A 25,584-nucleotide genomic window follows, 5' to 3' on the forward strand; every position below is an offset into this window, starting at 1 on the left:
CGGAGCCTTTATGCTACACTGCGCGCTTGTTTTTCTGCCGGTGGTACTCCCCCGTGACTCAACACGCTGTTTATTTTCCTGACGCCTTTTTAACGCAAATGCGCGAGGCAATGCCTGCGCACCTCTCTTTTGACGATTTTCTCGCCGCTTGCCAGCGCCCATTACGCCGCAGCATCCGCGTGAATACGCTTAAGATTTCTGTGGCCGATTTTCTCACCTTAACCGCCCCGTATGGCTGGTCGTTGACGCCCGTTCCCTGGTGCGAAGAAGGTTTCTGGATTGAGCGTGAGGATGAAGATGCGCTGCCGCTCGGCAGTACCGCCGAGCATCTGAGCGGTCTGTTTTATATTCAGGAAGCCAGTTCCATGTTGCCGGTTGCCGCCCTGTTTGCCGACGATAATTCCCCCAAACGCGTGATGGACGTTGCTGCCGCGCCTGGCTCAAAAACCACGCAAATCGCTGCGCGCATGGGTAATCAGGGCGCGATCCTCGCGAACGAATACTCAGCCAGTCGGGTGAAAGTGCTGCATGCCAATATCAGTCGCTGTGGGATCAGTAACGTGGCACTGACCCATTTTGACGGCCGCGTATTTGGTGCAGCGCTGCCGGAAATGTTCGATGCGATTTTGCTTGATGCACCTTGCTCGGGTGAAGGTGTGGTGCGTAAGGATCCGGATGCGCTAAAAAACTGGTCCGTTGAGAGCAATCTTGAGATTGCCGCAACCCAGCGCGAACTGATCGAAAGTGCGTTTCACGTCCTGCGCCCTGGCGGTACGCTGGTCTATTCAACCTGTACGTTGAATCGTGAAGAAAACGAGTCGGTGCTGGCCTGGCTGAAAGAGACCTGGCCGGAGGCAGTGGAATTTTTACCGTTGGGCGATCTTTTTCCTGAGGCGAATCAGGCGCTGACGGCAGAAGGTTTCTTGCATGTGTTCCCGCAGATTTATGACTGCGAAGGATTCTTCGTCGCCCGCCTGCGTAAAACGGCCTCCATTCCCGCACTGCCAGCACCGAAGTACAAAGTGGGCACCTTCCCCTTCACCCCCGTCAAAGGTCGCGAAGCCGCGAATCTGACCCAGGCAGCTAATGCCCTCAGTCTGCACTGGGGCGAAAACCTGCACCTCTGGCAGCGTGATAAAGAGGTCTGGCTTTTCCCGGCGGAGATAGAACCGCTGATCGGCAAAGTCCGTTTCTCCCGGCTCGGCATTAAGCTGGCTGAAACGCATAATAAAGGTTATCGCTGGCAGCACGAAGCGGTCATCGCGCTGGCTGATGTCAATCATCGTTGTGCGTTTGAACTGTCTCAGCAGGAAGCCGAAGAGTGGTATCGCGGTCGCGATGTCTACCCGCAGACCGTCCCCACCACTGACGATGTGCTGGTGACCTTCCAGCATCAGCCGATTGGCCTTGCCAAACGGATCGGCTCGCGCCTGAAAAACAGTTACCCGCGTGAACTGGTTCGTGATGGCAAATTGTTTACCGGTAATGTCTGAAATCAGAAAATTTGCGCATTTTTTGACTGGCGCTTTTGCCTGCGTTGACTACGCTGAAAAATGGACGGCCTAACTGGTCGTACCACAATCAGCGAATTAACGGAGAGCACGATGATGAAAACCAGTGTGCGCATTGGCGCCTTTGAAATTGACGATGCCGAGTTACACGGCGAGTCACCGGGAGACCGAACGTTAACCATTCCGTGTAAATCTGATCCGGATTTATGCATGCAACTGGATGCCTGGGACGACGAAACCAGCGTTCCGGCCCTACTGAATGGCGAACATTCGGTTCTTTTCCGTAAACACTACGATCGTAAGTCTGATGCCTGGATCATGCGTCTTGCCTGATTCAAAAAGAACCCGTCTGCCGGCGGGTTATTTATTTCCCCCTTCCCGCTTGCGTTAATTCCTCCTACACTTTTGTTATGGCTGTACAAAATGAGGATAGGATGTTCGCACTGGTTCTGTTTGTCTGTTATCTGGATGGTGGTTGCGAAGATATCGTAGTGGATGTTTACGATACAGAGCGGCAGTGCCTGTATTATATGGACGATCAACGGATTCGTCAGGGCGGCTGCTTTCCGGTTGAGGATTTTATCGATGGATTCTGGGCGCCCGCCCAGCAATACAGCGACTTTTAATTACTGTAGTTGTACCAGCGTTAACTCGCCGCCGAATACCGCTCCCGTATCGATGTAGTGCAGATTGTCGCTGTCTACACGTTGACGCAACGGCGTATGGCCAAACCAGAAATGGTCAGCGCCGGCGATAGCTGTCCCTTCTCCTGCCAGATGCGCACTCAGTCGCGCGCGTCGCCACAACACCTCCGTAAGGTTAACCGGCTTTTGCCACTGATAAATATCTTCCGGGTAATCGGCGTGGGCGACCACATGGGTCGCCTCGCGGCAATGCAATTCCAGGATCCACGGCAGATGCTGGCAGTATTCCAGTGCCAGCGTTGCATGATGCCGTTTCTGCTCAGGCAACGCCGTAAACCAGCCGCCACCATTCATCGTCCACAACGACCACTGTGACGTACGCAATGCATCTATCGCCATCTGTTCATGGTTCCCTCTGACTGCCACCATCCAGCGCTTATGCAGCAACTGCAGGCAGCGCAAACTGTCAGGACCGCGATCGATGAGATCGCCCACAGAGACCAGTAAATCTTGCCAGGGATCAAAGCGACAGGCCCGCAGCTTTGCCATCAGCAGCGCAAAACAGCCGTGGATATCCCCGACCACCCAGATGTGTCGCCACTGTGCCCCTTCGATCATTTGGTAGCTTTTTTCAGGCTGTTTCATGAGAGTTTTGTCCTCAGTCACGCCCTAACACAAATTTAACAATAGCAGCAAAAAACGCTGGACGTTTATGCCCGGGTGTGGGTATGGTTTACTCAGAATGATAAGTGCGAAATGCCATTAGGCTCAGGAAAAGCACCCGTTCTATAGATAAAAAGAGACCGAATACGATTCCTGTATTCGGTCCAGGGAAATGGCTCTTGGGAGAGAGCCGTGCGCTAAAAGTTGGCATTAATGCAGGCTAAGTCGCCTTGCCTTTTAAGAATAGATGACGACGCCAGGTTTTCCAGTCTGCGGCTTGCACGGCTGGAAAAAAACGGCGCTGATCACTGGCTGAAATGTAAAAACCGCAAGACGCTTTACAAAAGGCTTGCGGTTTTTTATTGGAAATCAGAAAGATACTTTTGGTAACTAACAGAGCTTTTCCGCTCGTTCGATAAACGGTGCCAGACTCATTTTTTCACCCGGTTTTGCCGGATCGTCAATCTGAATCACCGACAGGGGCTGCGCATTTGTTTTACCGCTCGCCACCTGCTCTTGTGCAACATCGTTTAACGGATACTGAACAAGCGTGCTGGGGTTAATCACATACAGCGCGTTTCCTGGCCGACAGGTCAGCATCACCTCTTCACGATTGAACGCCCATTTATCTTTACCGATTTCAAAACGGCTTACGGTGATGACCTGCGGTGCCGCCAGCGCAACCCCTGAGCTAGTCAGAAGCAGCAAAGAGAGAATCACTTTTTTCATGAATTTTGCCTGTCCTTCAGAACGGTTCCAGCGTCGCAAACACACTGACGATTGCCAGCACGACGGCGCCAACTCCCCATTCGATCTTCGTCATCCAAATAAAACACCGATTGATGCGTCGACTATCCTGCCGCATTCGTGGTACGAGAAGATACCGATTCGCCAGTGCGATTGCCACCATTAGCAGGACAAGTGCACATTTTAGCAAAAGCAGTTGCCCCCAGGCGGTCTGCCATGGCAGGGAAAAACCCTGAATAAACAGCAGATTGGTGATACCGGTGAGTAATACGCCCGCCACGGCAAGATGCCCATAGCGGGAAAAACGCATCATGGTGTAAACCGCCTGCTGTTGCCAGCGTCCTTTTGCCATGTGCATGCAATAAATCACCGGTAGCAGTCCTCCAAACCAGGTTGCAGCGCAAATCAGATGCATTGCATGGTTTGTCTGCTGGAGCGCACCAATAACCCCCGAGTGCAGTGTGGCATGCCCAATCCCCGTCAGCAGGGCAAACTGTGCGAGAGTTAAGAGCAGTAATAGTCGCGCTAAATCACGCGGCACAATCAACGCGACAACCAACGTAACCAGCGCCAGAACGATTTGCCAGAGCCACACACCGCCAAACTGAGTTTGCAATACCGCGCCCCAGACAGACACGGAGATAACATCCTGCCAGCCAGAGCCCATAAGCCCCGCCTGGATCGCCAGCATCAGTAATGCACTCACAAAACTCCATAACGCAGCATGTTGTTGCAGGCGCAGGAAGCGTCTGCTCATCAGACGGCGGATCGATGCCGGCGCAAGCCATGCGCTGTAGAGCGCAGAGCCAAACACCAGCATCAGGGCGGTAAAATGGATGAAGCGGAGAACAACCCACGTCAGCGTCAGCATGTTTATTTCACACTAAAGGTGTACTGCCCTTTGGTTTTGTGTCCATCGACAGACACCACGTGCCAGTTCACCGTGTATTCGCCCGGCTTCAGCGTTTCATCAAGCGGGACGATGAGCTGTTTTTTATCCTGTTCGTTACGCTTTGCGGGACGGGTTCTGATTCCCTCTTGTTTTGGACCGGTAATTGTCGCCCCGCTGAATCCGGGCTCAATACCTTCAGAGAAATTAAGCGTCAGCGCCTGCGGCGCGGCGGTCACCTCGGCATCCGCCGCGGGATACTGGTGTGTCAGATGCGCATGCGCCCACACGGTGGGGGTTGCCAGAGCGGCTGCCAGAAAAAGGAGCGTATAGCGGAAAGTACGTGCAGGAAAGACCATATCAACTATTCCCTTTTGTAATGACTTATCCTGAGAGGATAACCTTCTATAATGTTCGCGTCGACAATCATCAATTGCGGCTTGCCATTGTGGTCGACTCTTAGTAACTTCTGCGCGCAAGATCGAAGGAGAAGCCCATGCACAAAAATCTGGCTCAGCTTGAACAGGCTGAAATGGACAAAGTAAACGTAGATCTGGCCGCTGCCGGCGTCGCGTTTAAAGAGCGCTACAACATGCCCGTTGTCGCTGAAGTGGTAGAACGTGAGCAACCTGCACATCTGCGCGACTGGTTTCGCGAGCGTCTGATCGCCCATCGTCTGGCGTCCGTTTCGTTGTCCCGTTTACCGTATGAGCCGAAACCTAAATAATTTTTCGGCGTGAAGTTACATATCCTTACATATTGCCTGCTACAGTATAAGTGCATTCTTATTCTATGATTTAAGGATGATTGTAGACACTATGAAAAGGAAGTCATTATGTCACGCTGGAAAATCGCTGCTGCACAGTATGAACCGCTAAAAACATCTGTTCGTGAACATATCGCTCATCACCTGAATTTCATCGACGCAGCAGCCCGGCAACAGTGCGAACTGTTGGTGTTTCCCGCCCTCTCCTTACTCGGTTGCATGGACGAATCGCAGTGCCTGCCTGCGCCGCCGGATATCGATATCAGTCTGCTACAACCGCTCTCTCAGGCCGCTCACGCGCACCGCATGACGATCATTGCCGGTCTTCCGGTCGAGCATAACAACCGTTTTGTCAAAGGGATTGCCGTCTTCGCACCATGGATAACCTCACTGCGTCTGTTTCCTCAAAGCCACGGCGCGTGTCTTGGTAAGGGTCTTAAAGCCATCAGCGTGGTGGATGAGCAACCGGAAGGTGTCGATATGGATCCGGCGTTTTCTCTGTTTACCACCAGCCAAAGCGTCAGTGAGCCGGAATTGCTGACCTCCACGTCGCAGTTACAACATTTCTCACATCAATTCTCGATTGCCGTACTGATGGCCAATGCGCGAGGAAGTAGCGCATTATGGGATGAAAGCGGGCAATTAATTGTCCGCGCCGACCGTGGTTCGCTGTTATTAACGGGGCAGCGCACAACGCAGGGTTGGCAAGGTGATATCATTCCATTACGCTAATCGTTTTCGGTCAGGAGTTTTACATGCTGCGCATCATCGATACTGAGACCTGTGGCCTGCAGGGCGGGATTGTAGAGATCGCCTCTGTTGACGTGGTTGACGGTAAGATCGTGAATCCTATGAGCCACCTGGTGCGCCCTGACCGGCCAATCTCGCCACAGGCGATGGCCATTCATCGCATTACCGAAGCGATGGTGGCAGATAAGCCGTGGATTGAAGAGGTTATCCCCCACTATTACGGCAGCGAATGGTATGTGGCGCACAACGCCAGCTTTGACCGTCGTGTGCTGCCAGACATGCCAGGCGAGTGGATCTGCACCATGAAACTTTCCCGTCGCCTCTGGCCAGGGATTAAGTACAGTAATATGGCGCTCTATAAGTCACGTAAACTGAACGTGCAAACGCCTGCGGGTCTGCATCACCACCGCGCACTCTATGACTGCTATATTACCGCCGCGCTGCTCATCGATATTATGAATACTTCCGGCTGGACGGCGGAGCAGATGGTCGATATCACCGGGCGGCCGGGGTTACTGACCACCTTCACCTTTGGTAAGTATCGCGGCAAAGCCGTTTCCGATGTCGCAGAGCGCGATCCGGGCTATTTGCGCTGGTTGTTTAACAACCTCGACAGCATGAGCCCGGAGCTGCGTTTAACCCTCAAACACTATCTGGATAACGCCTGAACAGCGCCGTTACCGGGCAATGTTCCTTGTGCCAGACCAATCAGGAATGCAAATTCCAGCGCCACGCCTTCCCAGGATTTATAACGACCTGACTTACCGCCGTGTCCGGAATCCATATCGGTGCACAGTAACAGCAGATGGTCATCAGTTTTCAGCTCGCGCAGTTTCGCCACCCATTTTGCCGGTTCCCAGTACTGGACCTGCGAATCATGCAGTCCGGTGGTGACCAACAGATGCGGGTAAGCCTGCGCCCTGACATTATCGTACGGACTGTAGCTTTTCATGTAAGCGTAATACTGCGGATCTTTTGGATTCCCCCACTCCTCAAACTCACCGGTCGTCAGGGGTATCGACTCATCCAGCATCGTCGTCACCACATCCACAAACGGCACCTGGGCAACCACGCCATGAAAGCGTTCGGGACGCTCGTTGATCGCCACGCCCATCAGCATTCCTCCCGCGCTACCGCCCATGCCATAACAGAGAGAGGGCGAGCCGTAGCCCTGGGCAATCAACGCATCACAGGCATCAAGATAGTCGTTGAAGGTATTGCGCTTTTTCAGGAATTTACCGTCTTCATACCACTGCTGCCCCAGTTCGCTTCCGCCTCGCACGTGAACGATGGCATAGACAAATCCACGATCCAGCAGACTTAACCGGCTGCTGCTGAAATCGGCATCCATGCTGGCGCCGTAGGAACCGTAGCCGTAAACCAGTAACGGATTTTGCCCCTTACGGAAGTATTTCTGATGATAGACCAGTGATACCGGAACCTCGACACCATCACGGGCGGTGATCCACAGGTGTTCACTGCGATAGTTGGCGGCGTCAAATCCCGGTACCTCTGTCTGTTTAATTACCCGTCGTTCACCCGTATCCATGTCCAGTTCAAACAGCGTGTCCGGCGTGGTCATCGAGGAGTAGCCATAGCGCAGGCGTGAGGTTTCCGGTTCCGGATTGTACGCAAGCCAGGTGACATAAGCCGGATCGTCGAAGGCAATCCCCACCACCTCGCGAGTTTTACGATTGATCTGCCGCAGGCTGGTTAAGCCACGCTGGCGCTCTTCCACTACCAGCCAGTCGGTAAAAAGCGTAAACCCTTCCAGCATGATCGCTTCACGGGCCGGGATCAGCGTTTCCCACTGTTTCTCATCGCGCACACGGGTGCGATAAAGACCAAAATTTTTACCCTCGCGGTTCGAACGCAGATAAAACTTATGTTGATAGTGATCGAGGCTGTATTCGTGATCCTTGCGGCGCGGCAGGAAGATGAAAGGTTCAGCATCAGCCAGTTCAGCATCCAGCAGTAAAACCTCGCTGGTCGTCGCGCTCGCCAGATGAATGACGAGGTAATGTTGCGACGTCGTTTTGTGCAGGCTGACGTAGAAAGTGTCGTCTTTTTCTTCGTAAATCAGCTCGTCATCGGCTGAGGGCGTGCCGACGGTATGACGCCAGACCTGGTAAGGTAAGAGCGTCGTGGCATGTTTACGGACGTAGTAAAAGGTCAGGGAATCATTTGCCCAGACAAATTCGGGAGCCACATTATCCAGCATCTCCGGATACCAGTTACCGTTTTCCAGATTGCGAAAACGGATCCCGTACTGGCGGCGCGAAAGATAATCTTCCGCCAGCGCCATAATGGTGTTATCCGGCGTTATCGCCAGTCGCCCCAGAGTGTAGAACTCACTGTGTGCCGCCCGTTTGTTGCCATCAAGCAGCGTTTCCCAGTCATCCCATTCCTCACTCAGTGCAGACTGGCGTTGATAAATGGCGTACTCACACCCGGGTTCATAGAGATGGCGATAGCGATAACCGTTCTTCACGTATGGCGCAGAGGTGTCGCGGGGAGGAATGCGATCGATAATTTCTTTTAGCACGCGATCCTGCAAGGCTTGCTGCGTAGACATAACCTGATGTCCGTAGCGGTTTTCCTGTTGCAGGTAGTCAAGCACCTCGGGCTGCGAGCGCGTGTCGTCCCGCAGCCAGTAGTAGTTATCAATGCGCGTGTCGCCATGGACCGTCATGGCGTAAGGGATACGATTTGCTTTTGGCAGCATGTGTCTGTTTCTTTCGTCTTTATACATCCTCTAAGGGTGGCAAAAGTCACGAATGATGCAAGCGAAACATGCTGCGCGCGGTATTTCGTTAGCCAGGTAATGCCTGTTTTTGCTGTTTCAGATCCTGCTCAATGCCATCACGGACATCCTGTGGGATCTTCAGCGCATCACCCAGCGCGTTCAGGTAGCTGCGCTCCATAAAGTGGTCGATATCAATCGCCGCACAGCTGAGGAAATAGATCTCCAGCGCCTCTTCTTCGTTGCGGATCCCCTGCGCAAGGCGCTGCGGATCGAGCGGCTGCTCAATCGCCTGTTCAATGAAAACGCGCCCCTGCTCTTCTACGCCTGCTTCACGCAGTTGCTGTTCGATTGCCGCCCGCTCGTTGGCATCGATATGGCCATCACTTTTCGCGGCGAAGACCAGCGCCAGGATCAGCCGTTCGGTGCGCACATCCAGCGGCGTACTTTGCGCGCCGAACTGTGGTTCACCCTGATGCGCCGCACGGATTTTATCCTTGTACTTGTTCCACAAGACCGTCCCCGCTACCGCACCGCCGCCGACCAGCAGCGCGCTGGTGCCATATTTGCTGAGCAGTTTGCGTGAGGATTTGTTAGCGACCAGTAACCCCGCCAGACCACCCAACGCGCCGGGTACCAGCAGCTTACTTAATCCCTGTTCACCTGAAGAAGAGGAGGACGATCCGTTTTGCCCGAGAAGAGAGTGTAATTGATTAAGCCAGTTAGCCATTTTGCCCCTCAAGTACTGACAATGAATTGTCAAAGCGTACCCGAGGGGATGTCAGGAAATGTCTGTCAGCGCTAAAGATGCGCAAATGTTCGTGCTATTGCGAACGATATTCCGCCGTGCCGGCCTTGCAGTCGACCTTCACCAGATAATGAATATCCGCACTTTTCCCACGCACGGTCAGCGGTACTACCCACTTACCCTCGCCACCGGTGATCTCTTTTGGATTAACCCATGCCACCGGGTCGGCCTGACCCACATGTTTTTGATCGTCGGCCCAACGCGCAATGCGATTCTGCTGATAATCGCGCTTAACGCTCGCCGCAATACCCTCGGTATCCAGACCTTCACAGTTAAGGAACTTAACCGTCTTACTGTCCGTACCTGCCGCAGACACCGATACACTGGTGCATAACAACAGCAAGCAGGCTAACACGCCCGTTCTTTTCATACTTTTCCCTTTCTCCATAGCACAGTGATACAGGGAAAAGCATGGTACAAAACGTCAGGAGCGCAAGTCAGATTCAGGCCGCCTGCGTATCGTCCCCGGCAGCGGCGTCATTATCAACCACCTGCGGAGAAGGCAACTTGCCGGTTTTGAGGATGGTGCTCAGCACCTCTTTTTGTTCGGCCAGCCACAGCGACAGTGCTTCACGCTGTTCGTCTTCCAGCGTTAGCGGGGACTGTTCAAGCCAGGTGTCGAGTAGATCCGCCGTATCCAGCATCTTGTCATACGCATCGGCTTCCTTTTTGCTGGTAAATGACATTTTTTCCTCACCTTCCCGAATGACTACGTATTTAACTTCAACCGCCATGTTGCAGCCTCTCAATATTACTGTATTTATGTACAGTATATTCTATTTCACCGCTGAAATCAACCTGGCAATAAAGACAGACGCAAACGTTTTCGTATATACTGCGGCCAAATTTGTTGGGGGATATTTTCATGACGATATTAGGCACAGCGCTGCGTCCGGCAGCAACTCGGGTGATGTTATTGGGTTCTGGTGAACTGGGTAAAGAAGTGGCCATCGAGTGCCAGCGTCTCGGCGTGGAAGTGATCGCGGTGGACCGGTATGCCGACGCACCGGCCATGCATGTCGCACATCGTTCTCACGTCATTAATATGCTGGATGGCGACGCGCTTCGTCGCGTAGTGGAGCTGGAAAAACCGCACTATATCGTGCCAGAGATTGAAGCCATTGCCACGGATATGCTGGTAGCGCTGGAACAGGAAGGGTTGAACGTCGTGCCCTGCGCGCGCGCGACAAAACTCACGATGAACCGTGAAGGTATTCGCCGCCTGGCGGCAGAAGAACTGGCACTGCCCACATCAACCTTCCGTTTTGCCGACAGTGAAGCCACCTTCCGCGACGCCGTGGCTGAAATTGGTTATCCCTGCATTGTCAAACCGGTGATGAGTTCATCCGGCAAGGGGCAGAGTTTTATTCGTTCCGAAGCGCAGCTGGCACAAGCCTGGGACTATGCCCAACAGGGCGGTCGCGCGGGTGCCGGTCGGGTCATCGTCGAAGGGGTTGTGAAGTTTGATTTTGAAATCACCCTGCTCACCGTCAGCGCGGTCGATGGCGTCCATTTCTGTGCACCGGTGGGTCATCGCCAGGAAGATGGCGATTATCGTGAATCCTGGCAGCCGCAACAGATGAGCGCACTGGCGCTGGAACGCGCTCAGGACATTGCCCGTAAAGTGGTATTAGCCTTGGGTGGTCACGGTCTGTTTGGCGTGGAGCTGTTTGTTTGCGGGGATGAGGTCATCTTCAGCGAGGTCTCCCCTCGCCCGCATGATACCGGCATGGTGACGCTGATCTCTCAGGATCTGTCGGAGTTTGCCCTGCATGTACGCGCTTTCCTCGGACTGCCCGTGGGGGCCATTCGTCAGTATGGTCCGGCAGCTTCTGCGGTGATTTTACCGCAACTGACCAGTCAGGACGTGACGTTTGGCAATGTTCAGGCCGCCGTCGGTGCCGGTGTGCAGGTCCGTTTCTTCGGTAAGCCGGAAATTGAAGGATCGCGTCGCCTGGGTGTGGCGCTGGCAACGGCAGACAACGTTGCTGACGCTATTGAACGCGCGAAGAACGCCGCCGCGCAGGTGAAAGTGACAGGGTAAACAACAGCAACCGTAGGCCGGATAAGGCAGTCATGCCACCATCCGGCAAAACCCGATGGCGGCGCTAACGCGTCTCATCGGGCCTACGGCTTATACATGGGTAGCTTACTGCTTCGCGCCTTCAACCGCTTCGCGAGCCAGTCTGGTGATACGATCGTAGTCACCGGCTTCCAGCGCGTCATTCGGCACCAGCCAGGAACCGCCGATGCACAGCACGCTTTTCAGTGCCAGGTAATCGCGGTAATTAGCGGGAGAGATGCCGCCAGTCGGGCAGAAACGCACCTGAGAGAACGGACCGGCAATGGCCTGCAGTGCTTTAGTGCCGCCATTGGCTTCTGCCGGGAAGAATTTGAACTCTTTCAGGCCGTAGTCCATACCCAGCATCAGTTCAGAAACGGTGCTGATGCCAGGAATCAACGGGATCGTGCCTTCGGTTGCCGCTTTCAGCAGCGGCTCGGTCAGACCTGGGCTGATAGCGAACTGCGCACCGGCTGCAGTAACCTCAGCCAGCTGCTGCGGATTCAGCACCGTACCCGCACCCACAATGGCTTCCGGAACCTCTTTGGCGATAGCGCGGATAGCATCCATCGCGCAGGCGGTACGTAACGTCACTTCCAGTACGCGCACCCCACCCGCAACCAGCGCTTTTGCCATCGGCACAGCGTGTTCCAGTTTATTCACTACGATCACCGGGACAACCGGGCCGGTGGTCAGGATTGCTTCTGCACTTGTTTTCCAGTTTTTCATCAGAGTTTTTCTCTCGCCTGATTACAAAATATGCCTTAAAAATGAATACAGGTTGCGCCCTGTTCTGCGCCGGACAACTGTTCACGCAGCGCGCCGAACATTTCACGCCCCGTACCGATGCGCGATGCGCTCAGATCCGGGATATGCGGCTGGCGAGCGGCAAGCTCCGCCTCATCAACCAACAGCGTCAATTCACCTGTCTGTCCGTTCACCCGAATAATGTCGCCATCGCGTACTTTTGCCAGCAGTCCGCCATCATAGGCCTCCGGGGTTACATGGATGGCTGAAGGCACTTTACCGGACGCACCGGAAAGTCGACCATCAGTAACCAACGCAATTTTGAAACGACGGTCCAATAATACACCAAGTGGCGGCATGAGTTTATGTAATTCTGGCATTCCGTTCGCTTTTGGTCCCTGATGACGCACAACTACCACGCAGTCACGGTCCAGCAGACCCGCTTCAAAGGCCGGCAGGACATCATGCTGACTTTCAAAAACAACGGCCGGCGCTTCAATCACCTGATTCTCGGCCGGTACGGCGGACGTTTTCATAACCGCACGACCGAGGTTACCACTCAGCACTTTAGTGCCACCATGATGAGAGAACGGCTGGTCAAAGGAAGCAATGACATTGCTGTCCAGCGATTTGGCCGCGCCTTCACGCCAGTCGAGTTCGCCATTGTTCAGCCACGGTTCCAGGGTGTAGCGCTTCAGGCCGTAACCGGCCACGGTGTTGACATCTTCATGCAGCAGACCCGCGTTCAGCAGTTCACGCATCAGGACCGGGACACCGCCCGCGGCCTGGAAGTGGTTAATATCCGCCGGGCCGTTAGGATAGAGACGCGCCATCAGCGGCACGATGTCGGAGAGGTCAGAGAAGTCATCCCAGTTAATCTGGATACCCGCAGCGCGGGCCATCGCCACCAGGTGCATGGTATGGTTCGTTGAACCGCCGGTCGCCAACAGCGCGACAATCCCGTTCACCACCACTTTTTCATCAATCATTTTGCCGATCGGCATCCATTCGTTACCGTTACCGGTCAGGCGCGTCACCTGGCGCGCTGCTGCTGCCGTCAGCGCTTCACGCAGCGGAGCATCCGGGTGAACAAACGAGGACCCCGGCAGTTGCATCCCCATGAACTCCACCACCATCTGGTTGGTGTTCGCGGTACCGTAGAACGTGCAGGTGCCCGGCGCATGATAGGAGGCGGCTTCAGACTCCAGAAGCGCCATACGATCAACTTTACCTTCAGCATAGAGCTGACGAATGCGGACTTTCTCTTTATTCGCCAGGCCGCTCGCCATTGGACCTGACGGCACGAAGATGGAAGGCAGATGACCGAATGACAGCGCCGCCATCGCCAGACCCGGGACGATTTTGTCACAGACGCCGAGGAACAGCGCGCCGTCGAACATGTTGTGAGAGAGTCCCACCGCGGCGGACATCGCAATCACTTCGCGGCTCAGCAGCGAAAGCTCCATACCGTCCTGCCCCTGCGTGACGCCGTCACACATTGCCGGAACGCCGCCCGCGACCTGCCCGACCGCATTGGCTTGATGCAGCGCTTTGCGAATGATGTCCGGATAATGTTCGTAGGGTTGATGTGCGGAGAGCATGTCGTTGTAGGAAGTGATGATCGCGATATTGTTACGCAACATGCTTTTCAGAGAGGCTTTATCGTCTGGCTGACAAGCCGCGAATCCGTGCGCCAGATTCCCGCATGCCAGTTGTGAGCGGTGAACGGTCGAGGATTTAGCCTGTTCTATACGAGCGAGGTAGGCAGAACGGGTCTCACGGGAACGTTCAACAATACGTTGTGTTACGCGTAACAAATTCGGATTCATAGAGGCTCCTGAAATTTATCTGTCAGAGCTACAGGTTTGGCAAGTTCATTTACTGCGTGTATAAATACAGGAAACGCTTGTTCACCGGAGCTCAGGGGCAAAATCGTTTCAGGCAGTGTAATAAAAAAAGCCTCGCGGGTGAATCCACACGAGGCTTAAAAGTGCAAAAATTGTTCAACAATCTGTGTTAGATCATGTTACCGGTAAAATAACACAGGAGTGGTAGACACTTTTTACTCGAATTCATTCCAGGAACGACCGTCACGGGTGATCATCGCCACCGAAGCAACCGGCCCCCAGGTCCCGGCCTGGTACGGTTTCGGCGCATCGTTGTCCATCGCCCACGCTTCGGTAATGGAGTCTACCCACTTCCACGCCTCTTCGACTTCATCCCGACGCACAAACAGCGCCTGAATGCCGCGCATAGTTTCCAGCAGCAGACGCTCGTAAGCATCCGCCAGATGCGTTTGATTGAATGTTTCGGAGTAGCTCAGATCCAGCTTGGTGATTTGCAGGTTATGCTTGTGGTCAAGACCCGGAACTTTGTTCAGAACCTGGATATCCACGCCTTCATCCGGCTGCAGACGAATGGTTAGCTTGTTCTGCGGCAGATCCTGCCAGGACTCTTTAAACAGGTTCAATTCAGGCGTTTTGAAGTAAACCACAACTTCAGAACATTTCGTCGGCAGACGTTTACCGGTACGCAGGTAGAACGGCACGCCCGCCCAGCGCCAGTTATCAATGTCGACGCGGATCGCCACAAACGTTTCGGTGTTACTGCTCTTGTTCGCACCCTCTTCTTCCAGATAGCCCGGGACTTTTTTGCCCTGAGCAAAGCCGGTGGTGTACTGGCCGCGAACGGTTTTTTCACGCACATTTGAGCGATCGATACGACGCAGCGACTTCAGCACCTTCACTTTTTCATCACGAATGGCGTCAGCGCTCAGATCCGACGGCGGCGACATCGCAATCATGCACAGAATTTGCAGCAGGTGGTTCTGGATCATGTCGCGCATCTGCCCGGCCTGGTCGAAATAACCCCAACGCCCTTCAATGCCCACCTCTTCTGCCACGGTGATTTCCACATGATCGATCGTGCGGTTATCCCAGTTATTCACAAACAGGGAGTTGGCAAAACGCAGCGCCAGCAAGTTCAGAACGGTCTCTTTTCCCAGATAGTGGTCAATGCGGTAAACCTGGCACTCTTCAAAATATTCGCCAACCTGATCGTTGATCTCGCGAGATGTCGCCAGTGAGGTACCCAACGGTTTTTCCATCACCACGCGTGCCGGTTTGGCATTCAGTTTCGCTTCGCCCAGTCCCTTACAGATTGCGCCAAACGTGCTTGGCGGCATGGCGAAGTAGTTGATCGTGGTGCGGTTTTTCTGATCGAGCATCGCCCCAAGACGAGTAAACGCCGCGGTATCATTCACATCCAGATTGCAGAAATCCAGGCGAGCGCTCAGGGTGTCCCACAATCCTTCATCTATCTTTTCTTTCATGAAGGTTTCGAGCGCTTCGCGCACCACCTTCGTGTAGGCATCTTTATCCCAGTCGGCACGGCCTACCCCGATAATGCGGGTTTCAGGGTTGAGCTGACCGGCTTTTTCAAGTTGATACAGGGAAGGCAGCAATTTACGACGCGCAAGGTCGCCTTTCGCGCCGAAAATGACCAGGTCACATGCCTGGGCTGTTTGCGTTACCGCCATGTCATTCTCCTTAGTTAGCTATCCTGGTACTTTGCCAGGCATTACTTGTAATTTTATTACAGTGCACTGTACTGCTTTTACGTGATTCCGGAAACCGTAAACGCTTAACCCACTGTGCGGTTGGCGCTTAACGGCGCAAATTGGTCAAAATTGTCGTTGGTTTGCGACGCATAACGTTGAGTCAAAACACGATGTTGATCATGTTATGAAAAAAAACAACAACTCTGCTGACCATTTTGCCCCCTTCTCTGATTAGCAGGGGTACTATCTACCAAAATTGCCTCTCGATTTCTTGTATCACTGAAATCGTTATTTCCGTGGGTCTACATCATGAATATGCTGGAAAAGATCCAGTCTCAACTGGAACATTTGAGCAAATCTGAACGCAAAGTCGCCGATGTCATCATCGCCTCACCCGAGCGGACCATCCATTGCAGTATTGCCACGCTTGCGCAGGAAGCCAACGTCAGTGAACCGACGGTGAACCGTTTTTGTCGCAGCATGGAAACCCGGGGCTTCCCCGATTTTAAACTGCATCTGGCACAAAGTCTGGCAAATGGTACCCCTTATGTTAATCGTAATGTGGATGAAGATGACAGTGTCGAATCCTATACGGGCAAGATTTTCGAATCCGCGATGGCCAGTCTTGACCACGTTCGCCAGTCGCTGGACAAATCGGCGATCAACCGCGCGGTGGATTTACTGACGCAGGCCAAGAAAATCGCTTTCTTTGGCCTGGGGTCGTCCGCCGCCGTCGCCCATGATGCCATGAACAAGTTTTTCCGTTTCAACGTTCCGGTTATCTACTCCGACGACGTCGTTTTGCAACGGATGAGCTGTATGAATTGTAGTGACGATGACGTGGTCGTGCTGATTTCGCATACCGGTCGCACCAAGAGTCTGGTCGAACTGGCGCAGCTTGCACGTGATAACGATGCCATGGTGATCGCGTTAACCTCCGCTGATACGCCGCTGGCGCGTGAAGCCACGCTGGCAATTACGCTCGATGTGCCGGAAGATACTGACATTTATATGCCCATGGTCTCTCGACTTGCGCAGTTGACCGTGATAGATGTGCTGGCTACGGGATTTACTTTGCGCCGTGGGGCAAAATTCAGAGATAACTTGAAGCGTGTCAAAGAAGCGCTCAAGGAATCGCGTTTTGATAAAGAACTGCTCATCAAGAGTAATGACCGCTAATAGCAATAATAAGTACGACTTAAATTCGTCATCCGGTCTTGTTCGCTATGCTATGTAGACCCTACGTAATTCGAGTTGTGGAAAGGCGGCAACGCAGCGAATCTTCAGGAGCTTACTGAAGTAAGTGACTGGGGTGAGCAAGGAGGCCAACGCACAGGCAACCAGAAGTATGACGGGGGTAAGGTTTTTCAGAACTGCCGGATCAATTTTCACGCAACACCTAGTTGTTTCAGTCAACGGAGTATTACATGTCCAGAAGGCTTCGCAGAACCAAAATCGTTACGACATTAGGCCCGGCTACCGACCGCGATAACAATCTTGAAAAGATTATCGCTGCTGGTGCTAACGTCGTGCGGATGAATTTCTCTCACGGTTCGCCAGAAGATCATAAAATGCGCGCGGATAAAGTTCGTGAGATCGCTGCCAGATTGGGACGCCACGTAGGCATTCTGGGTGATCTCCAGGGGCCAAAAATTCGCGTCTCTACCTTTAAAGAAGGCAAAGTATTCCTCAACATCGGTGACAAATTTCTCCTGGATGCCAACCTGGGTAAAGGTGAAGGCGACAAAGAAAAAGTCGGCATTGACTACAAAGGTCTGCCGGCAGACGTGGTACCTGGCGACATTCTGCTGCTCGACGATGGCCGCGTGCAGTTAAAAGTGCTGGAAGTTCAGGGTATGAAAGTGTTCACGGAAGTGACCGTGGGCGGCCCGCTCTCCAACAACAAAGGCATCAACAAGCTGGGCGGCGGTCTCTCCGCAGAAGCCCTGACCGAAAAAGACAAAGCCGATATCGTGACCGCCGCTCAGATTGGCGTTGACTATCTGGCTGTCTCCTTCCCGCGTTGCGGCGAAGATCTGAACTACGCTCGCCGCCTGGCGCGTGATGCGGGCTGTGATGCCAAGATTGTGGCCAAAGTTGAGCGTGCGGAAGCGGTCTGCGACCAGAATGCGATGGATGACATCATTCTGGCTTCTGACGTGGTGATGGTCGCTCGTGGCGACCTCGGCGTTGAGATTGGCGATCCGGAACTGGTCGGCATCCAGAAGACGTTGATTCGTCGCGCACGTAAGTTGAACCGCGCGGTGATTACCGCGACCCAGATGATGGAGTCGATGATCACCAACCCAATGCCAACCCGTGCGGAAGTGATGGACGTCGCGAACGCCGTGCTGGATGGTACCGATGCGGTCATGCTGTCAGCCGAAACGGCGGCAGGCCAGTACCCGGCGGAAACCGTCGCGGCGATGGCGCGCGTCTGCCTGGGTGCAGAAAAAATCCCCAGCATCAATGTCTCCAAACATCGTCTGGACGTACAGTTCGACAATGTTGAAGAAGCGATTGCGATGTCCGCCATGTACGCGGCAAACCACCTGAAAGGGGTGACCGCGATCATTACCATGACGGAATCCGGTCGTACTGCGCTGATGACTTCTCGCATCAGCTCCGGCCTGCCGATTTTCGCCATGTCCCGTCATGAGCGTACGCTGAACCTGACGTCGCTGTACCGTGGCGTCACGCCGGTGCATTTCGACAGTGCGGCGGAAGGCGTTGTCGCAGCAAGCGAAGCGGTGAATCTGCTGCGTGACAAAGGCTACCTGGTGTCCGGCGATCTGGTGATCGTGACGCAGGGCGACGTGATGAGCACCATTGGCTCAACCAATACCACGCGTATTCTGACCGTCGAGTAATCGACGGCTGATACAAAGAGGCCTCTCATGTGAGAGGCCTTTTTTTATTTGAGGGGGTAGAGATCTTTGCGCTTATACGGCTGGATCTCGCCCGGTTTGCGGGTCTTCAGCAGTTTCAGGATCCAGGTATATTGCTCGGGATGCGGGCCAACAAAAACTTCCACCTCTTCATTCATTCGACGGGCAATAGTGTTGTCATCAGCGGTCAGAAGATCGTCCATGGGCGGGCGCACCTGAATCGTCAACCGGTGGGTATCGCCGTTGTATACCGGGAACAGCGGAATGACGCGCGCCCGACACACTTTCATCAGTCGACCAATGGCCGGCAACGTCGCTTTATAGGTGGCAAAGAAATCGACAAACTCACTGTGTTCAGGACCATGATCCTGATCGGGCAGATAATATCCCCAGTACCCCTGACGAACAGACTGAATGAACGGCTTGATGCCGTCATTACGCGCATGCAGGCGACCACCAAAGCGGCGGCGCACCGTGTTCCAGACGTAATCAAACACCGGGTTTCCCTGATTATGGAACATTGCCGCCATCTTCTGGCCCTGAGACGCCATTAACATTGCCGGAATATCCACACCCCAGCCATGCGGCACCAGGAAGATCACCTTTTCGTTGTTGCGGTGCATCTCCTCGATGATTTCAAGCCCTTCCCAGTCAACGCGCGACTGAATTTTTTCCGGACCGCGAATCGCCAGTTCCGCCATCATCGCCATGGCCTGCGGCGCAGTTGAAAACATCTCATCGACGATAGCCTCGCGCTCAGCTTCGCTACGTTCCGGAAAGCACAATGACAGGTTAATCAACGCCCGGCGACGCGAGCTTTTACCCAGACGCCCGGCGAAACGGCCCAGTTTTGCCAGCAGCGGGTCGCGAAAGGATGCAGGCGTTAAGGCGATACCCGCCATCGCCGCGACGCCCAGCCATGCGCCCCAGTAACGCGGATGGCGAAAAGATTTCTCAAACTCAGGGATGTACTCACTATTATTTTTTTTTGTTTCCATGCTTATCCAGTGCCTGATGACGCGAAAAGTAAATCTGATGATAGTGTAGCGGCGCACCCTGCCGCGCACAAAATAAAAAAGCCGGCACACGCGCTGCGTACCGGCTTTGAGGTCATGAGTGATTAATCGAAGCGTAACTGCGGCAGAACCTCTTTGACCTGCGCCAGGTAATCGGTACGATCTTTACCGGTCAGTCCTTCAGTACGCGGCAGTTTCGCCGTCAGCGGGTTAACCGCCTGCTGGTTAATCCAGACTTCATAGTGAAGATGCGGGCCAGTAGAACGTCCGGTATTACCGGAGAGTGCGATACGATCGCCACGTTTAACCTTTTGTCCCGGTTTCACCAGCAGTTTACGCAGGTGCATATAGCGCGTGGTATAGGTACGACCGTGACGCACCGCCACATAATAGCCAGCCGCACCGCTGCGTTTCGCCACGACGACTTCACCGTCACCCACGGACAGCACCGGCGTCCCCTGCGGCATCGCGAAGTCCACGCCTCTGTGCGGCGCGACACGTCCGGTAACCGGGTTGGTTCGACGCGGGTTGAAGTTAGACGAAATGCGGAACTGTTTCGCCGTCGGGAAACGCAGGAAGCCTTTCGCCAGCCCGGTACCATTGCGGTCGTAGAACTTACCGTCTTCGGCACGGATAGCGTAATAATCTTTACCTTCTGAACGCAAACGCACGCCCAACAACTGGCTCTGCTCACGCTTGCCGTCCAGCATTTCACGAGACATCAGCACAGAGAACTCATCGCCTTTTTTCAGTTTGCGGAAGTCCATCTGCCACTGCATCGCTTTGATCACCGCGCTAATTTCAGCGCTGGTCAGCCCGGCAGCTTTCGCACTGGCGACAAAGCTGTTGCCAACGGTGCCTTTCATCAGGCTGTTTACCCAATCGCCCTGCTGCGTTTCCGCGCTCATTTTAAAGCCGTTCGCCGCAGTACGGTCATAGGTACGGGTTTCGCGACGCGACATTTCCCACGTCAGACGCTGTAAATCGCCGTCCGCGGTCAGCGTCCAGGAGAGCTGTTGACCAATCTTCAGATTACGCAGCTCTTTATCGGACGCGGCAAGCTGGGTGATATCACCCATATCAATGCCGTACTGATTCAGAATGCTGCTGAGGGTATCGCCCGTCGAAACGACATATTCATGAACGCCCGCTTCTCCCGAGGTTTTGTCGTCCAGCTCATCCTGAGGAATGGCTTCATCTTCCTGTGCCGCCTGATCGATAGGCTCGCTGGCCTCCGGGAGCAGTGAACGAATTTCGCTCTTCTCCAGTTCGATCGTTTTAACAATGGGGGCAGATTCCGGGTGATAAACGTAAGGCCGCCAGACAGCAACGGCCAGTGTCAGAACAGTAAGCGACCCCAGCATAACGCGATGGGGTCTGGGCAGATTATTAAATGCCAGGGCGACAGAGCGGGCTATCTGTTGCACGTATTCACTTCCTCATTAATCTCCTTTCAGGCAGCTCGCATACTGGTTCGCTAGTTGGTTCAAGAACGCTGAATAGCTCGTTTTACCCAGTTTGATGTTTGTCCCGAGGGGATCCAACGTTCCCATTCGAACGGATGTCCCTCTCGCAACGGCTTCAACGACCGCTGGCCTGAACTGTGGCTCAGCAAAAACGCAGGTTGCTTTTTGCTCAACCAACTGTGTTCTTATTTCATGTAAACGCTGCGCACCAGGTTGTATCTCAGGGTTGACGGTGAAGTGACCCAATGGAGTGAGTCCGTAGTGTTTTTCGTAATAGCCATAGGCGTCATGAAAAACGAAATACCCTTTGCCCTTGAGCGGTGCGAGCTCGTTACCGACCTGCTTATCGGTTGCGGCTAATTGTGCCTCAAAATCCTTCAGGTTGGCGTCAAGTTTGGCTCGACTTTGCGGCATAAGTTCCACTAATTTTCCATGGATTGCAACCGCTGAGGCCCGCGCTATCTCTGGGGAGAGCCAAAGATGCATGTTGTAATCACCATGATGGTGATGTGCGTCACCTTTTTCGCCGTGGTCATGATCGTGGTCGTGCTCATCATCATCATCGTCAGCCCCTTTCATGAGCAACGGTTTCACGTCTTTGAGTTGCGCAATCGTTACCTGTTTAGCGGCGGGAATGTTGCTGACGGACTTTTCCATGAACGCTTCCATTTCCGGCCCAATCCAGACAACTAAGTCCGCGCCCTGTAAGCGTTTTACGTCAGATGGACGTAGTGAATAATCATGCTCGGATGCCCCATCCGGAAGTAAGACTTGGGTCTCCGTGACGCCATCAGCAATGGCAGAAGCAATGAACCCTAATGGCTTGAGAGAAGCGACAACGGCGGCATTTGCCGCCTGTGTTGCGCTGCCCCAAAGAGCGGCGGATAATGCAGCGAAAAGAAGCGTATTTTTATGTAACATAATGCGACCAATCATCGTAACGAATGTGAGAAATGTGATATTATAACATTCTATAACTTCTGCAAGACTAAAATTGACATGACGACTTTGGTTTCACTGGAAAATGTCTCGGTCTCTTTCGGCCAGCGCCGCGTCCTTTCTGACGTTTCGCTTGAACTGAGACCCGGAAAAATTTTAACGCTACTCGGCCCAAATGGCGCCGGGAAGTCAACGCTGGTTCGCGTCGTTCTCGGACTGGTCGCCCCGGATGAAGGGGTGATCACGCGTAATGGTAAGCTGCGAATTGGCTACGTTCCGCAGAAATTGTATCTCGATACCACCCTGCCGCTTACCGTCAGTCGTTTCTTACGCCTGCGCCCCGGTACGAAGAAAGATGACATCCTGCCGGCCCTGAAACGTGTACAGGCCGGGCATCTGATTGACGCGCCGATGCAAAAGCTCTCCGGCGGCGAGACGCAGCGCGTCCTGTTAGCGCGCGCGCTCCTCAATCAGCCACAGCTTCTGGTGCTTGACGAACCCACTCAGGGCGTAGATGTCAACGGCCAGGTCGCGCTGTACGACCTTATCGATCAGTTACGTCGTGAGCTGGATTGCGCCGTGCTGATGGTGTCCCATGACCTGCATCTAGTGATGGCAAAAACCGACGAAGTGTTGTGTCTGAATCATCACATTTGCTGTTCAGGTACTCCTGAAATCGTTTCCATGCACCCGGAATTTATCTCGATGTTCGGCCCTCGCGGCGCGGAGCAACTGGGAATTTACCGTCATCATCATAATCACCGCCACGACCTGCAGGGTCGTATTGTGTTGCGCCGGGGAAATGGTCAATCATGATTGAATTATTACTGCCTGGCTGGTTAGCCGGGATCATGCTGGCCTGTGCGGCGGGTCCACTGGGTTCATTCGTCGTCTGGCGTCGGATGTCTTATTTTGGTGATACGCTGGCACATGCGTCGCTGCTCGGCGTCGCTTTTGGCCTGTTGTTGGATGTGAACCCTTTCTATGCGGTCATTGCTGTGACGCTAATGCTGGCGACAGGCCTGGTCTGGCTGGAGAAGCGCCCTCACCTTGCCATCGATACGCTGCTTGGCATTATGGCGCACAGTGCGCTGTCGCTGGGCCTGGTCGTGGTCAGCCTGATGTCGAATATTCGCGTGGATCTTATGGCTTACCTGTTTGGCGATCTGCTGGCGGTTACGCCGGACGATTTGATCTCTATCGCCATGGGCGTGGTGATCGTGCTGGCGATCCTCTTCTGGCAATGGCGCAATCTGCTGTCAATGACCATCAGCCCCGATCTGGCATTTGTTGACGGGGTGAAACTGCAGCGCGTGAAGCTTTTACTGATGCTGGTGACAGCATTAACCATTGGCGTGGCGATGAAGTTCGTCGGGGCGCTGATCATCACCTCGTTGCTGATTATCCCGGCAGCTACAGCGCGTCGTTTTGCGCGGACGCCGGAACAGATGGCTGGCGTTGCAGTAGGAACTGGAATGATAGCGGTTACAGGTGGGCTGACCTTCTCGGCCTTCTACGATACCCCTGCGGGCCCATCAGTGGTGCTGTGCGCCGCACTGCTGTTTATCTTCAGCATGATGAAGAAGCAGGCAAGCTGACGGGTATGTTGCCGGATGGCAACGCTAACGCGTCTTATCCGGCCTACGTGATTTTGTAGGCCGGATAAGCGCAGCACCATCAGGCATTAAGGCATTTCCGGTGGCGTAATGCCAAAGTGGTTCCAGGCGCGTACTGTCGCCATTCTTCCGCGCGGCGTGCGCTGCAAAAAACCTTGCTGAATCAGATACGGCTCCAGCACATCTTCAATGGTTTCACGCTCTTCACCGATGGCTGCCGCCAGGTTATCCAGCCCGACCGGCCCACCAAAGAATTTGTCGATCACCGCCAGCAGCAGCTTGCGGTCCATGTAATCAAACCCTTCCGCATCCACATTCAACATATCCAGCGCCTTAGCAGCTATATCGGCGGAAATGGTGCCATCATGCTTCACTTCGGCAAAATCCCGTACGCGCCGCAGTAGCCGGTTGGCGATACGCGGCGTACCGCGTGCGCGACGCGCCACTTCCAGCGCCCCTTCCTCGCTCATCTCCAGCCCCATAAAGCGCGCGCTGCGCCCAACGATATGCTGGAGATCCGGCACCTGATAAAACTCCAGACGCTGCACAATGCCAAAGCGATCGCGCAGAGGAGAGGTCAGTGAACCCGCGCGAGTCGTTGCGCCAATCAGGGTAAACGGCGGCAAATCGATTTTAATTGAACGCGCCGCCGGCCCTTCGCCGATCATAATATCCAGCTGATAATCTTCCATCGCTGGATAGAGCACCTCTTCCACCACCGGCGACAGTCGATGGATCTCATCGATAAACAGTACGTCGTGCGGCTCAAGGTTGGTCAGCATCGCAGCCAGATCGCCCGCTTTTTCCAGCACCGGGCCGGAAGTGGTACGCAGATTGACGCCCATTTCATTGGCAACGATATTGGCAAGCGTGGTTTTCCCCAGTCCGGGAGGACCAAAAATCAGCAGGTGGTCGAGCGCATCACCCCGCAGTTTTGCCGCCTGGATGAAAATCTCCATCTGCGAACGCACCTGAGGTTGACCGATATACTCTTCGAGTAATTTCGGGCGAATGGCGCGATCGGCGACATCTTCTGTGAGTGCGGCACCTGCCGAAATCAGGCGATCTGCTTCTATCATCCTTTACCTCATAACGCGGCGCGCAGGGCTTCGCGGATCAGTGTTTCACTGCTGGCATCCGGGCGAGCGATTTTGCTCACCATGCGGCTGGCTTCCTGTGGTTTATAGCCCAGCGCCACCAGCGCCGCAACCGCTTCCTGTTCGGCATCGTCCGTCGCCGGGCTCGCTGGCGAGGTCAGCACCAGATCGGCGGCTGGCGTAAAGAGATCGCCATGCAGACCCTTGAAACGGTCCTTCATTTCGACAATCAGTCGTTCAGCCGTTTTTTTGCCAATACCAGGCAGCTTGACCAACGCGCCCAGTTCTTCGCGTTCGACAGCATTGACGAACTGCTGTGCGGACATCCCGGAGAGGATCGCCAGCGCCAGTTTAGGCCCGACGCCGTTGGTTTTAATGAGTTCTTTAAACAACGTGCGCTCTTGCTTATTGTTAAAACCGTACAGCAGCTGCGCGTCTTCGCGAACCACGAAGTGGGTAAAGACAACGGCTTCTTTTCCGGATTCCGGGAGCTCATAAAAACAGGTCATGGGCATATGCACTTCATAGCCGACGCCGCCCACTTCGAGTAACACCAGCGGGGGTTGTTTTTCCAGAATGATGCCTCTGAGTCTGCCTATCACGTTACGCTCCTGCGTTGGGCCGAAAGTAAAGCTGTATCATAAAAAAAGGCTGGATAGATATCCAGCCTCAT

The 25,584-nt window shown here is 54.1% G+C and carries 27 protein-coding genes; 11 read left to right on the plus strand and 16 right to left on the minus strand.

The window, feature by feature from the left end:
• The first annotated feature begins 53 nt into the window (after positions 1-53).
• The 3 genes from rsmF to HVX64_RS13565 all read left to right on the plus strand — a co-directional run bounded on the left by rsmF (position 54) and on the right by HVX64_RS13565 (position 2,137).
• Complete coding sequence (gene rsmF, locus HVX64_RS13555; protein WP_220186612.1) at positions 54-1,493, plus strand: 16S rRNA (cytosine(1407)-C(5))-methyltransferase RsmF; 1,440 nt, start codon at positions 54-56, stop codon at positions 1,491-1,493.
• 114 nt (positions 1,494-1,607) lie between these two features.
• A complete protein-coding gene (locus HVX64_RS13560; RefSeq protein WP_161215572.1) occupies positions 1,608-1,844 on the plus strand; it encodes a YebV family protein in 237 nt (78 codons plus the stop codon).
• 101 nt (positions 1,845-1,945) lie between these two features.
• Positions 1,946-2,137 carry a YebW family protein gene (locus HVX64_RS13565; RefSeq protein ID WP_043000391.1) on the plus strand — a complete coding sequence of 64 codons (192 nt, stop codon included), beginning with the start codon at positions 1,946-1,948 and terminating at the stop codon, positions 2,135-2,137.
• On the opposite strand, the gene pphA is transcribed toward HVX64_RS13565, so the two are convergent.
• The 4 genes from pphA to yobA all read right to left on the minus strand — a co-directional run bounded on the left by pphA (position 2,138) and on the right by yobA (position 4,813).
• Positions 2,138-2,800, minus strand: coding sequence for a protein-serine/threonine phosphatase (gene pphA / locus HVX64_RS13570; RefSeq protein WP_043000390.1), 663 nt, complete (start codon positions 2,798-2,800; stop codon positions 2,138-2,140).
• A 408-nt stretch (positions 2,801-3,208) separates the two neighbouring features.
• Positions 3,209-3,547 (minus strand): YebY family protein, encoded by a 339-nt coding sequence (locus HVX64_RS13575; RefSeq protein WP_043000379.1) that lies wholly within the window; start codon positions 3,545-3,547, stop codon positions 3,209-3,211.
• A 16-nt stretch (positions 3,548-3,563) separates the two neighbouring features.
• Entirely contained in the window at positions 3,564-4,436 is an 873-nt protein-coding gene (copD, locus tag HVX64_RS13580; RefSeq protein WP_044257640.1) for a copper homeostasis membrane protein CopD, read from the minus strand.
• Between the two features lie 2 nt (positions 4,437-4,438).
• Entirely contained in the window at positions 4,439-4,813 is a 375-nt protein-coding gene (gene yobA, locus HVX64_RS13585; protein ID WP_044257639.1) for a CopC domain-containing protein YobA, read from the minus strand.
• Positions 4,814-4,950: 137 nt separating this feature from the next.
• Here yobA and HVX64_RS13590 point away from each other — a divergent pair, with 137 nt between their 5' ends.
• From HVX64_RS13590 to exoX, 3 genes are all read left to right on the plus strand, one after another.
• Complete coding sequence (locus tag HVX64_RS13590) at positions 4,951-5,181, plus strand: DNA polymerase III subunit theta (RefSeq protein ID WP_042318454.1); 231 nt, start codon at positions 4,951-4,953, stop codon at positions 5,179-5,181.
• Between the two features lie 108 nt (positions 5,182-5,289).
• Positions 5,290-5,952 (plus strand): carbon-nitrogen hydrolase family protein, encoded by a 663-nt coding sequence (locus HVX64_RS13595; RefSeq protein WP_044257638.1) that lies wholly within the window; start codon positions 5,290-5,292, stop codon positions 5,950-5,952.
• Between the two features lie 23 nt (positions 5,953-5,975).
• A complete protein-coding gene (gene exoX / locus HVX64_RS13600) occupies positions 5,976-6,638 on the plus strand; it encodes an exodeoxyribonuclease X (RefSeq protein ID WP_043000375.1) in 663 nt (220 codons plus the stop codon).
• Here the strand turns inward: exoX and ptrB are convergent.
• The 4 genes from ptrB to yebG form a co-directional block, all read right to left on the minus strand.
• Complete coding sequence (ptrB, locus tag HVX64_RS13605) at positions 6,620-8,695, minus strand: oligopeptidase B (RefSeq protein WP_044257637.1); 2,076 nt, start codon at positions 8,693-8,695, stop codon at positions 6,620-6,622. The two genes, exoX and ptrB, sit on opposite strands and share 19 nt — an antisense overlap.
• Before the next feature lie 88 nt (positions 8,696-8,783).
• A complete protein-coding gene (locus tag HVX64_RS13610) occupies positions 8,784-9,443 on the minus strand; it encodes a tellurite resistance TerB family protein (protein WP_043000373.1) in 660 nt (219 codons plus the stop codon).
• A 94-nt stretch (positions 9,444-9,537) separates the two neighbouring features.
• A complete protein-coding gene (yebF, locus tag HVX64_RS13615; RefSeq protein ID WP_043000372.1) occupies positions 9,538-9,891 on the minus strand; it encodes a protein YebF in 354 nt (117 codons plus the stop codon).
• 73 nt (positions 9,892-9,964) lie between these two features.
• Complete coding sequence (yebG, locus tag HVX64_RS13620) at positions 9,965-10,255, minus strand: DNA damage-inducible protein YebG (RefSeq protein WP_043000371.1); 291 nt, start codon at positions 10,253-10,255, stop codon at positions 9,965-9,967.
• A gap of 131 nt (positions 10,256-10,386) precedes the next feature.
• Between yebG and purT the strand changes: the two genes are divergently transcribed.
• Positions 10,387-11,565: a formate-dependent phosphoribosylglycinamide formyltransferase gene (gene purT / locus HVX64_RS13625; protein WP_181825033.1), complete on the plus strand. Its 1,179-nt coding sequence runs from the start codon at positions 10,387-10,389 to the stop codon at positions 11,563-11,565.
• A gap of 105 nt (positions 11,566-11,670) precedes the next feature.
• Here purT and kdgA read toward each other — a convergent pair whose 3' ends face one another.
• From kdgA to zwf, 3 genes are all read right to left on the minus strand, one after another.
• A complete protein-coding gene (kdgA, locus tag HVX64_RS13630; RefSeq protein WP_043000369.1) occupies positions 11,671-12,312 on the minus strand; it encodes a bifunctional 4-hydroxy-2-oxoglutarate aldolase/2-dehydro-3-deoxy-phosphogluconate aldolase in 642 nt (213 codons plus the stop codon).
• A gap of 35 nt (positions 12,313-12,347) precedes the next feature.
• Positions 12,348-14,159, minus strand: coding sequence for a phosphogluconate dehydratase (gene edd / locus HVX64_RS13635; protein WP_044257635.1), 1,812 nt, complete (start codon positions 14,157-14,159; stop codon positions 12,348-12,350).
• Between the two features lie 233 nt (positions 14,160-14,392).
• Positions 14,393-15,868: a glucose-6-phosphate dehydrogenase gene (gene zwf, locus HVX64_RS13640; protein ID WP_043000367.1), complete on the minus strand. Its 1,476-nt coding sequence runs from the start codon at positions 15,866-15,868 to the stop codon at positions 14,393-14,395.
• Between the two features lie 330 nt (positions 15,869-16,198).
• Between zwf and HVX64_RS13645 the strand changes: the two genes are divergently transcribed.
• A complete protein-coding gene (locus tag HVX64_RS13645; RefSeq protein ID WP_044257634.1) occupies positions 16,199-17,068 on the plus strand; it encodes a MurR/RpiR family transcriptional regulator in 870 nt (289 codons plus the stop codon).
• 248 nt (positions 17,069-17,316) lie between these two features.
• Entirely contained in the window at positions 17,317-18,759 is a 1,443-nt protein-coding gene (pyk, locus tag HVX64_RS13650; protein ID WP_043000365.1) for a pyruvate kinase, read from the plus strand.
• Between the two features lie 44 nt (positions 18,760-18,803).
• Here pyk and lpxM read toward each other — a convergent pair whose 3' ends face one another.
• The 3 genes from lpxM to znuA all read right to left on the minus strand — a co-directional run bounded on the left by lpxM (position 18,804) and on the right by znuA (position 22,180).
• A complete protein-coding gene (gene lpxM, locus HVX64_RS13655) occupies positions 18,804-19,775 on the minus strand; it encodes a lauroyl-Kdo(2)-lipid IV(A) myristoyltransferase (RefSeq protein WP_044257633.1) in 972 nt (323 codons plus the stop codon).
• Between the two features lie 122 nt (positions 19,776-19,897).
• The gene (mepM, locus tag HVX64_RS13660; RefSeq protein WP_043000363.1) at positions 19,898-21,220 is read right to left on the minus strand and encodes a murein DD-endopeptidase MepM; all 1,323 of its coding nucleotides are present in this window, start codon (positions 21,218-21,220) and stop codon (positions 19,898-19,900) included.
• Positions 21,221-21,235: 15 nt separating this feature from the next.
• A complete protein-coding gene (gene znuA, locus HVX64_RS13665) occupies positions 21,236-22,180 on the minus strand; it encodes a zinc ABC transporter substrate-binding protein ZnuA (protein ID WP_044257631.1) in 945 nt (314 codons plus the stop codon).
• A gap of 78 nt (positions 22,181-22,258) precedes the next feature.
• Between znuA and znuC the strand changes: the two genes are divergently transcribed.
• Both znuC and znuB read left to right on the plus strand, forming a co-directional pair.
• Positions 22,259-23,014 (plus strand): zinc ABC transporter ATP-binding protein ZnuC, encoded by a 756-nt coding sequence (gene znuC, locus HVX64_RS13670; RefSeq protein WP_044257630.1) that lies wholly within the window; start codon positions 22,259-22,261, stop codon positions 23,012-23,014.
• Positions 23,011-23,796 (plus strand): zinc ABC transporter permease subunit ZnuB, encoded by a 786-nt coding sequence (znuB, locus tag HVX64_RS13675; RefSeq protein ID WP_044257629.1) that lies wholly within the window; start codon positions 23,011-23,013, stop codon positions 23,794-23,796. Before znuC ends, znuB begins: the two co-directional genes overlap by 4 nt.
• An 86-nt stretch (positions 23,797-23,882) precedes the next feature.
• Here znuB and ruvB read toward each other — a convergent pair whose 3' ends face one another.
• Complete coding sequence (gene ruvB / locus HVX64_RS13680) at positions 23,883-24,893, minus strand: Holliday junction branch migration DNA helicase RuvB (RefSeq protein ID WP_043000359.1); 1,011 nt, start codon at positions 24,891-24,893, stop codon at positions 23,883-23,885.
• Between the two features lie 8 nt (positions 24,894-24,901).
• Positions 24,902-25,513 carry a Holliday junction branch migration protein RuvA gene (gene ruvA / locus HVX64_RS13685; protein ID WP_043000358.1) on the minus strand — a complete coding sequence of 204 codons (612 nt, stop codon included), beginning with the start codon at positions 25,511-25,513 and terminating at the stop codon, positions 24,902-24,904.
• Positions 25,514-25,584: the final 71 nt, after the last annotated feature.

Source organism: Citrobacter sp. RHB20-C16, from assembly GCF_013890155.1.
Taxonomy (GTDB): Bacteria; Pseudomonadota; Gammaproteobacteria; order Enterobacterales; family Enterobacteriaceae; genus Citrobacter_A; species Citrobacter_A amalonaticus.

What these genes read in the sequence shown, in the direction of transcription:
- kdgA (WP_043000369.1), bottom strand. Translation starts at nt 12,312, where the DNA reads ATGAAAAACTGGAAAACAAGTGCAGAAGCAATCCTGACCACCGGCCCG.
- edd (WP_044257635.1), bottom strand. Translation starts at nt 14,159, where the DNA reads ATGAATCCGAATTTGTTACGCGTAACACAACGTATTGTTGAACGTTCC.
- HVX64_RS13565 (WP_043000391.1), top strand. Translation starts at nt 1,946, where the DNA reads ATGTTCGCACTGGTTCTGTTTGTCTGTTATCTGGATGGTGGTTGCGAA.
- purT (WP_181825033.1), top strand. Translation starts at nt 10,387, where the DNA reads ATGACGATATTAGGCACAGCGCTGCGTCCGGCAGCAACTCGGGTGATG.
- HVX64_RS13610 (WP_043000373.1), bottom strand. Translation starts at nt 9,443, where the DNA reads ATGGCTAACTGGCTTAATCAATTACACTCTCTTCTCGGGCAAAACGGA.
- HVX64_RS13645 (WP_044257634.1), top strand. Translation starts at nt 16,199, where the DNA reads ATGAATATGCTGGAAAAGATCCAGTCTCAACTGGAACATTTGAGCAAA.
- pyk (WP_043000365.1), top strand. Translation starts at nt 17,317, where the DNA reads ATGTCCAGAAGGCTTCGCAGAACCAAAATCGTTACGACATTAGGCCCG.
- yobA (WP_044257639.1), bottom strand. Translation starts at nt 4,813, where the DNA reads ATGGTCTTTCCTGCACGTACTTTCCGCTATACGCTCCTTTTTCTGGCA.
- HVX64_RS13595 (WP_044257638.1), top strand. Translation starts at nt 5,290, where the DNA reads ATGTCACGCTGGAAAATCGCTGCTGCACAGTATGAACCGCTAAAAACA.
- yebF (WP_043000372.1), bottom strand. Translation starts at nt 9,891, where the DNA reads ATGAAAAGAACGGGCGTGTTAGCCTGCTTGCTGTTGTTATGCACCAGT.
- pphA (WP_043000390.1), bottom strand. Translation starts at nt 2,800, where the DNA reads ATGAAACAGCCTGAAAAAAGCTACCAAATGATCGAAGGGGCACAGTGG.
- HVX64_RS13560 (WP_161215572.1), top strand. Translation starts at nt 1,608, where the DNA reads ATGAAAACCAGTGTGCGCATTGGCGCCTTTGAAATTGACGATGCCGAG.
- ruvB (WP_043000359.1), bottom strand. Translation starts at nt 24,893, where the DNA reads ATGATAGAAGCAGATCGCCTGATTTCGGCAGGTGCCGCACTCACAGAA.
- ptrB (WP_044257637.1), bottom strand. Translation starts at nt 8,695, where the DNA reads ATGCTGCCAAAAGCAAATCGTATCCCTTACGCCATGACGGTCCATGGC.
- lpxM (WP_044257633.1), bottom strand. Translation starts at nt 19,775, where the DNA reads ATGGAAACAAAAAAAAATAATAGTGAGTACATCCCTGAGTTTGAGAAA.
- zwf (WP_043000367.1), bottom strand. Translation starts at nt 15,868, where the DNA reads ATGGCGGTAACGCAAACAGCCCAGGCATGTGACCTGGTCATTTTCGGC.
- HVX64_RS13590 (WP_042318454.1), top strand. Translation starts at nt 4,951, where the DNA reads ATGCACAAAAATCTGGCTCAGCTTGAACAGGCTGAAATGGACAAAGTA.
- znuB (WP_044257629.1), top strand. Translation starts at nt 23,011, where the DNA reads ATGATTGAATTATTACTGCCTGGCTGGTTAGCCGGGATCATGCTGGCC.
- znuC (WP_044257630.1), top strand. Translation starts at nt 22,259, where the DNA reads ATGACGACTTTGGTTTCACTGGAAAATGTCTCGGTCTCTTTCGGCCAG.
- znuA (WP_044257631.1), bottom strand. Translation starts at nt 22,180, where the DNA reads ATGTTACATAAAAATACGCTTCTTTTCGCTGCATTATCCGCCGCTCTT.
- yebG (WP_043000371.1), bottom strand. Translation starts at nt 10,255, where the DNA reads ATGGCGGTTGAAGTTAAATACGTAGTCATTCGGGAAGGTGAGGAAAAA.
- copD (WP_044257640.1), bottom strand. Translation starts at nt 4,436, where the DNA reads ATGCTGACGCTGACGTGGGTTGTTCTCCGCTTCATCCATTTTACCGCC.
- HVX64_RS13575 (WP_043000379.1), bottom strand. Translation starts at nt 3,547, where the DNA reads ATGAAAAAAGTGATTCTCTCTTTGCTGCTTCTGACTAGCTCAGGGGTT.
- exoX (WP_043000375.1), top strand. Translation starts at nt 5,976, where the DNA reads ATGCTGCGCATCATCGATACTGAGACCTGTGGCCTGCAGGGCGGGATT.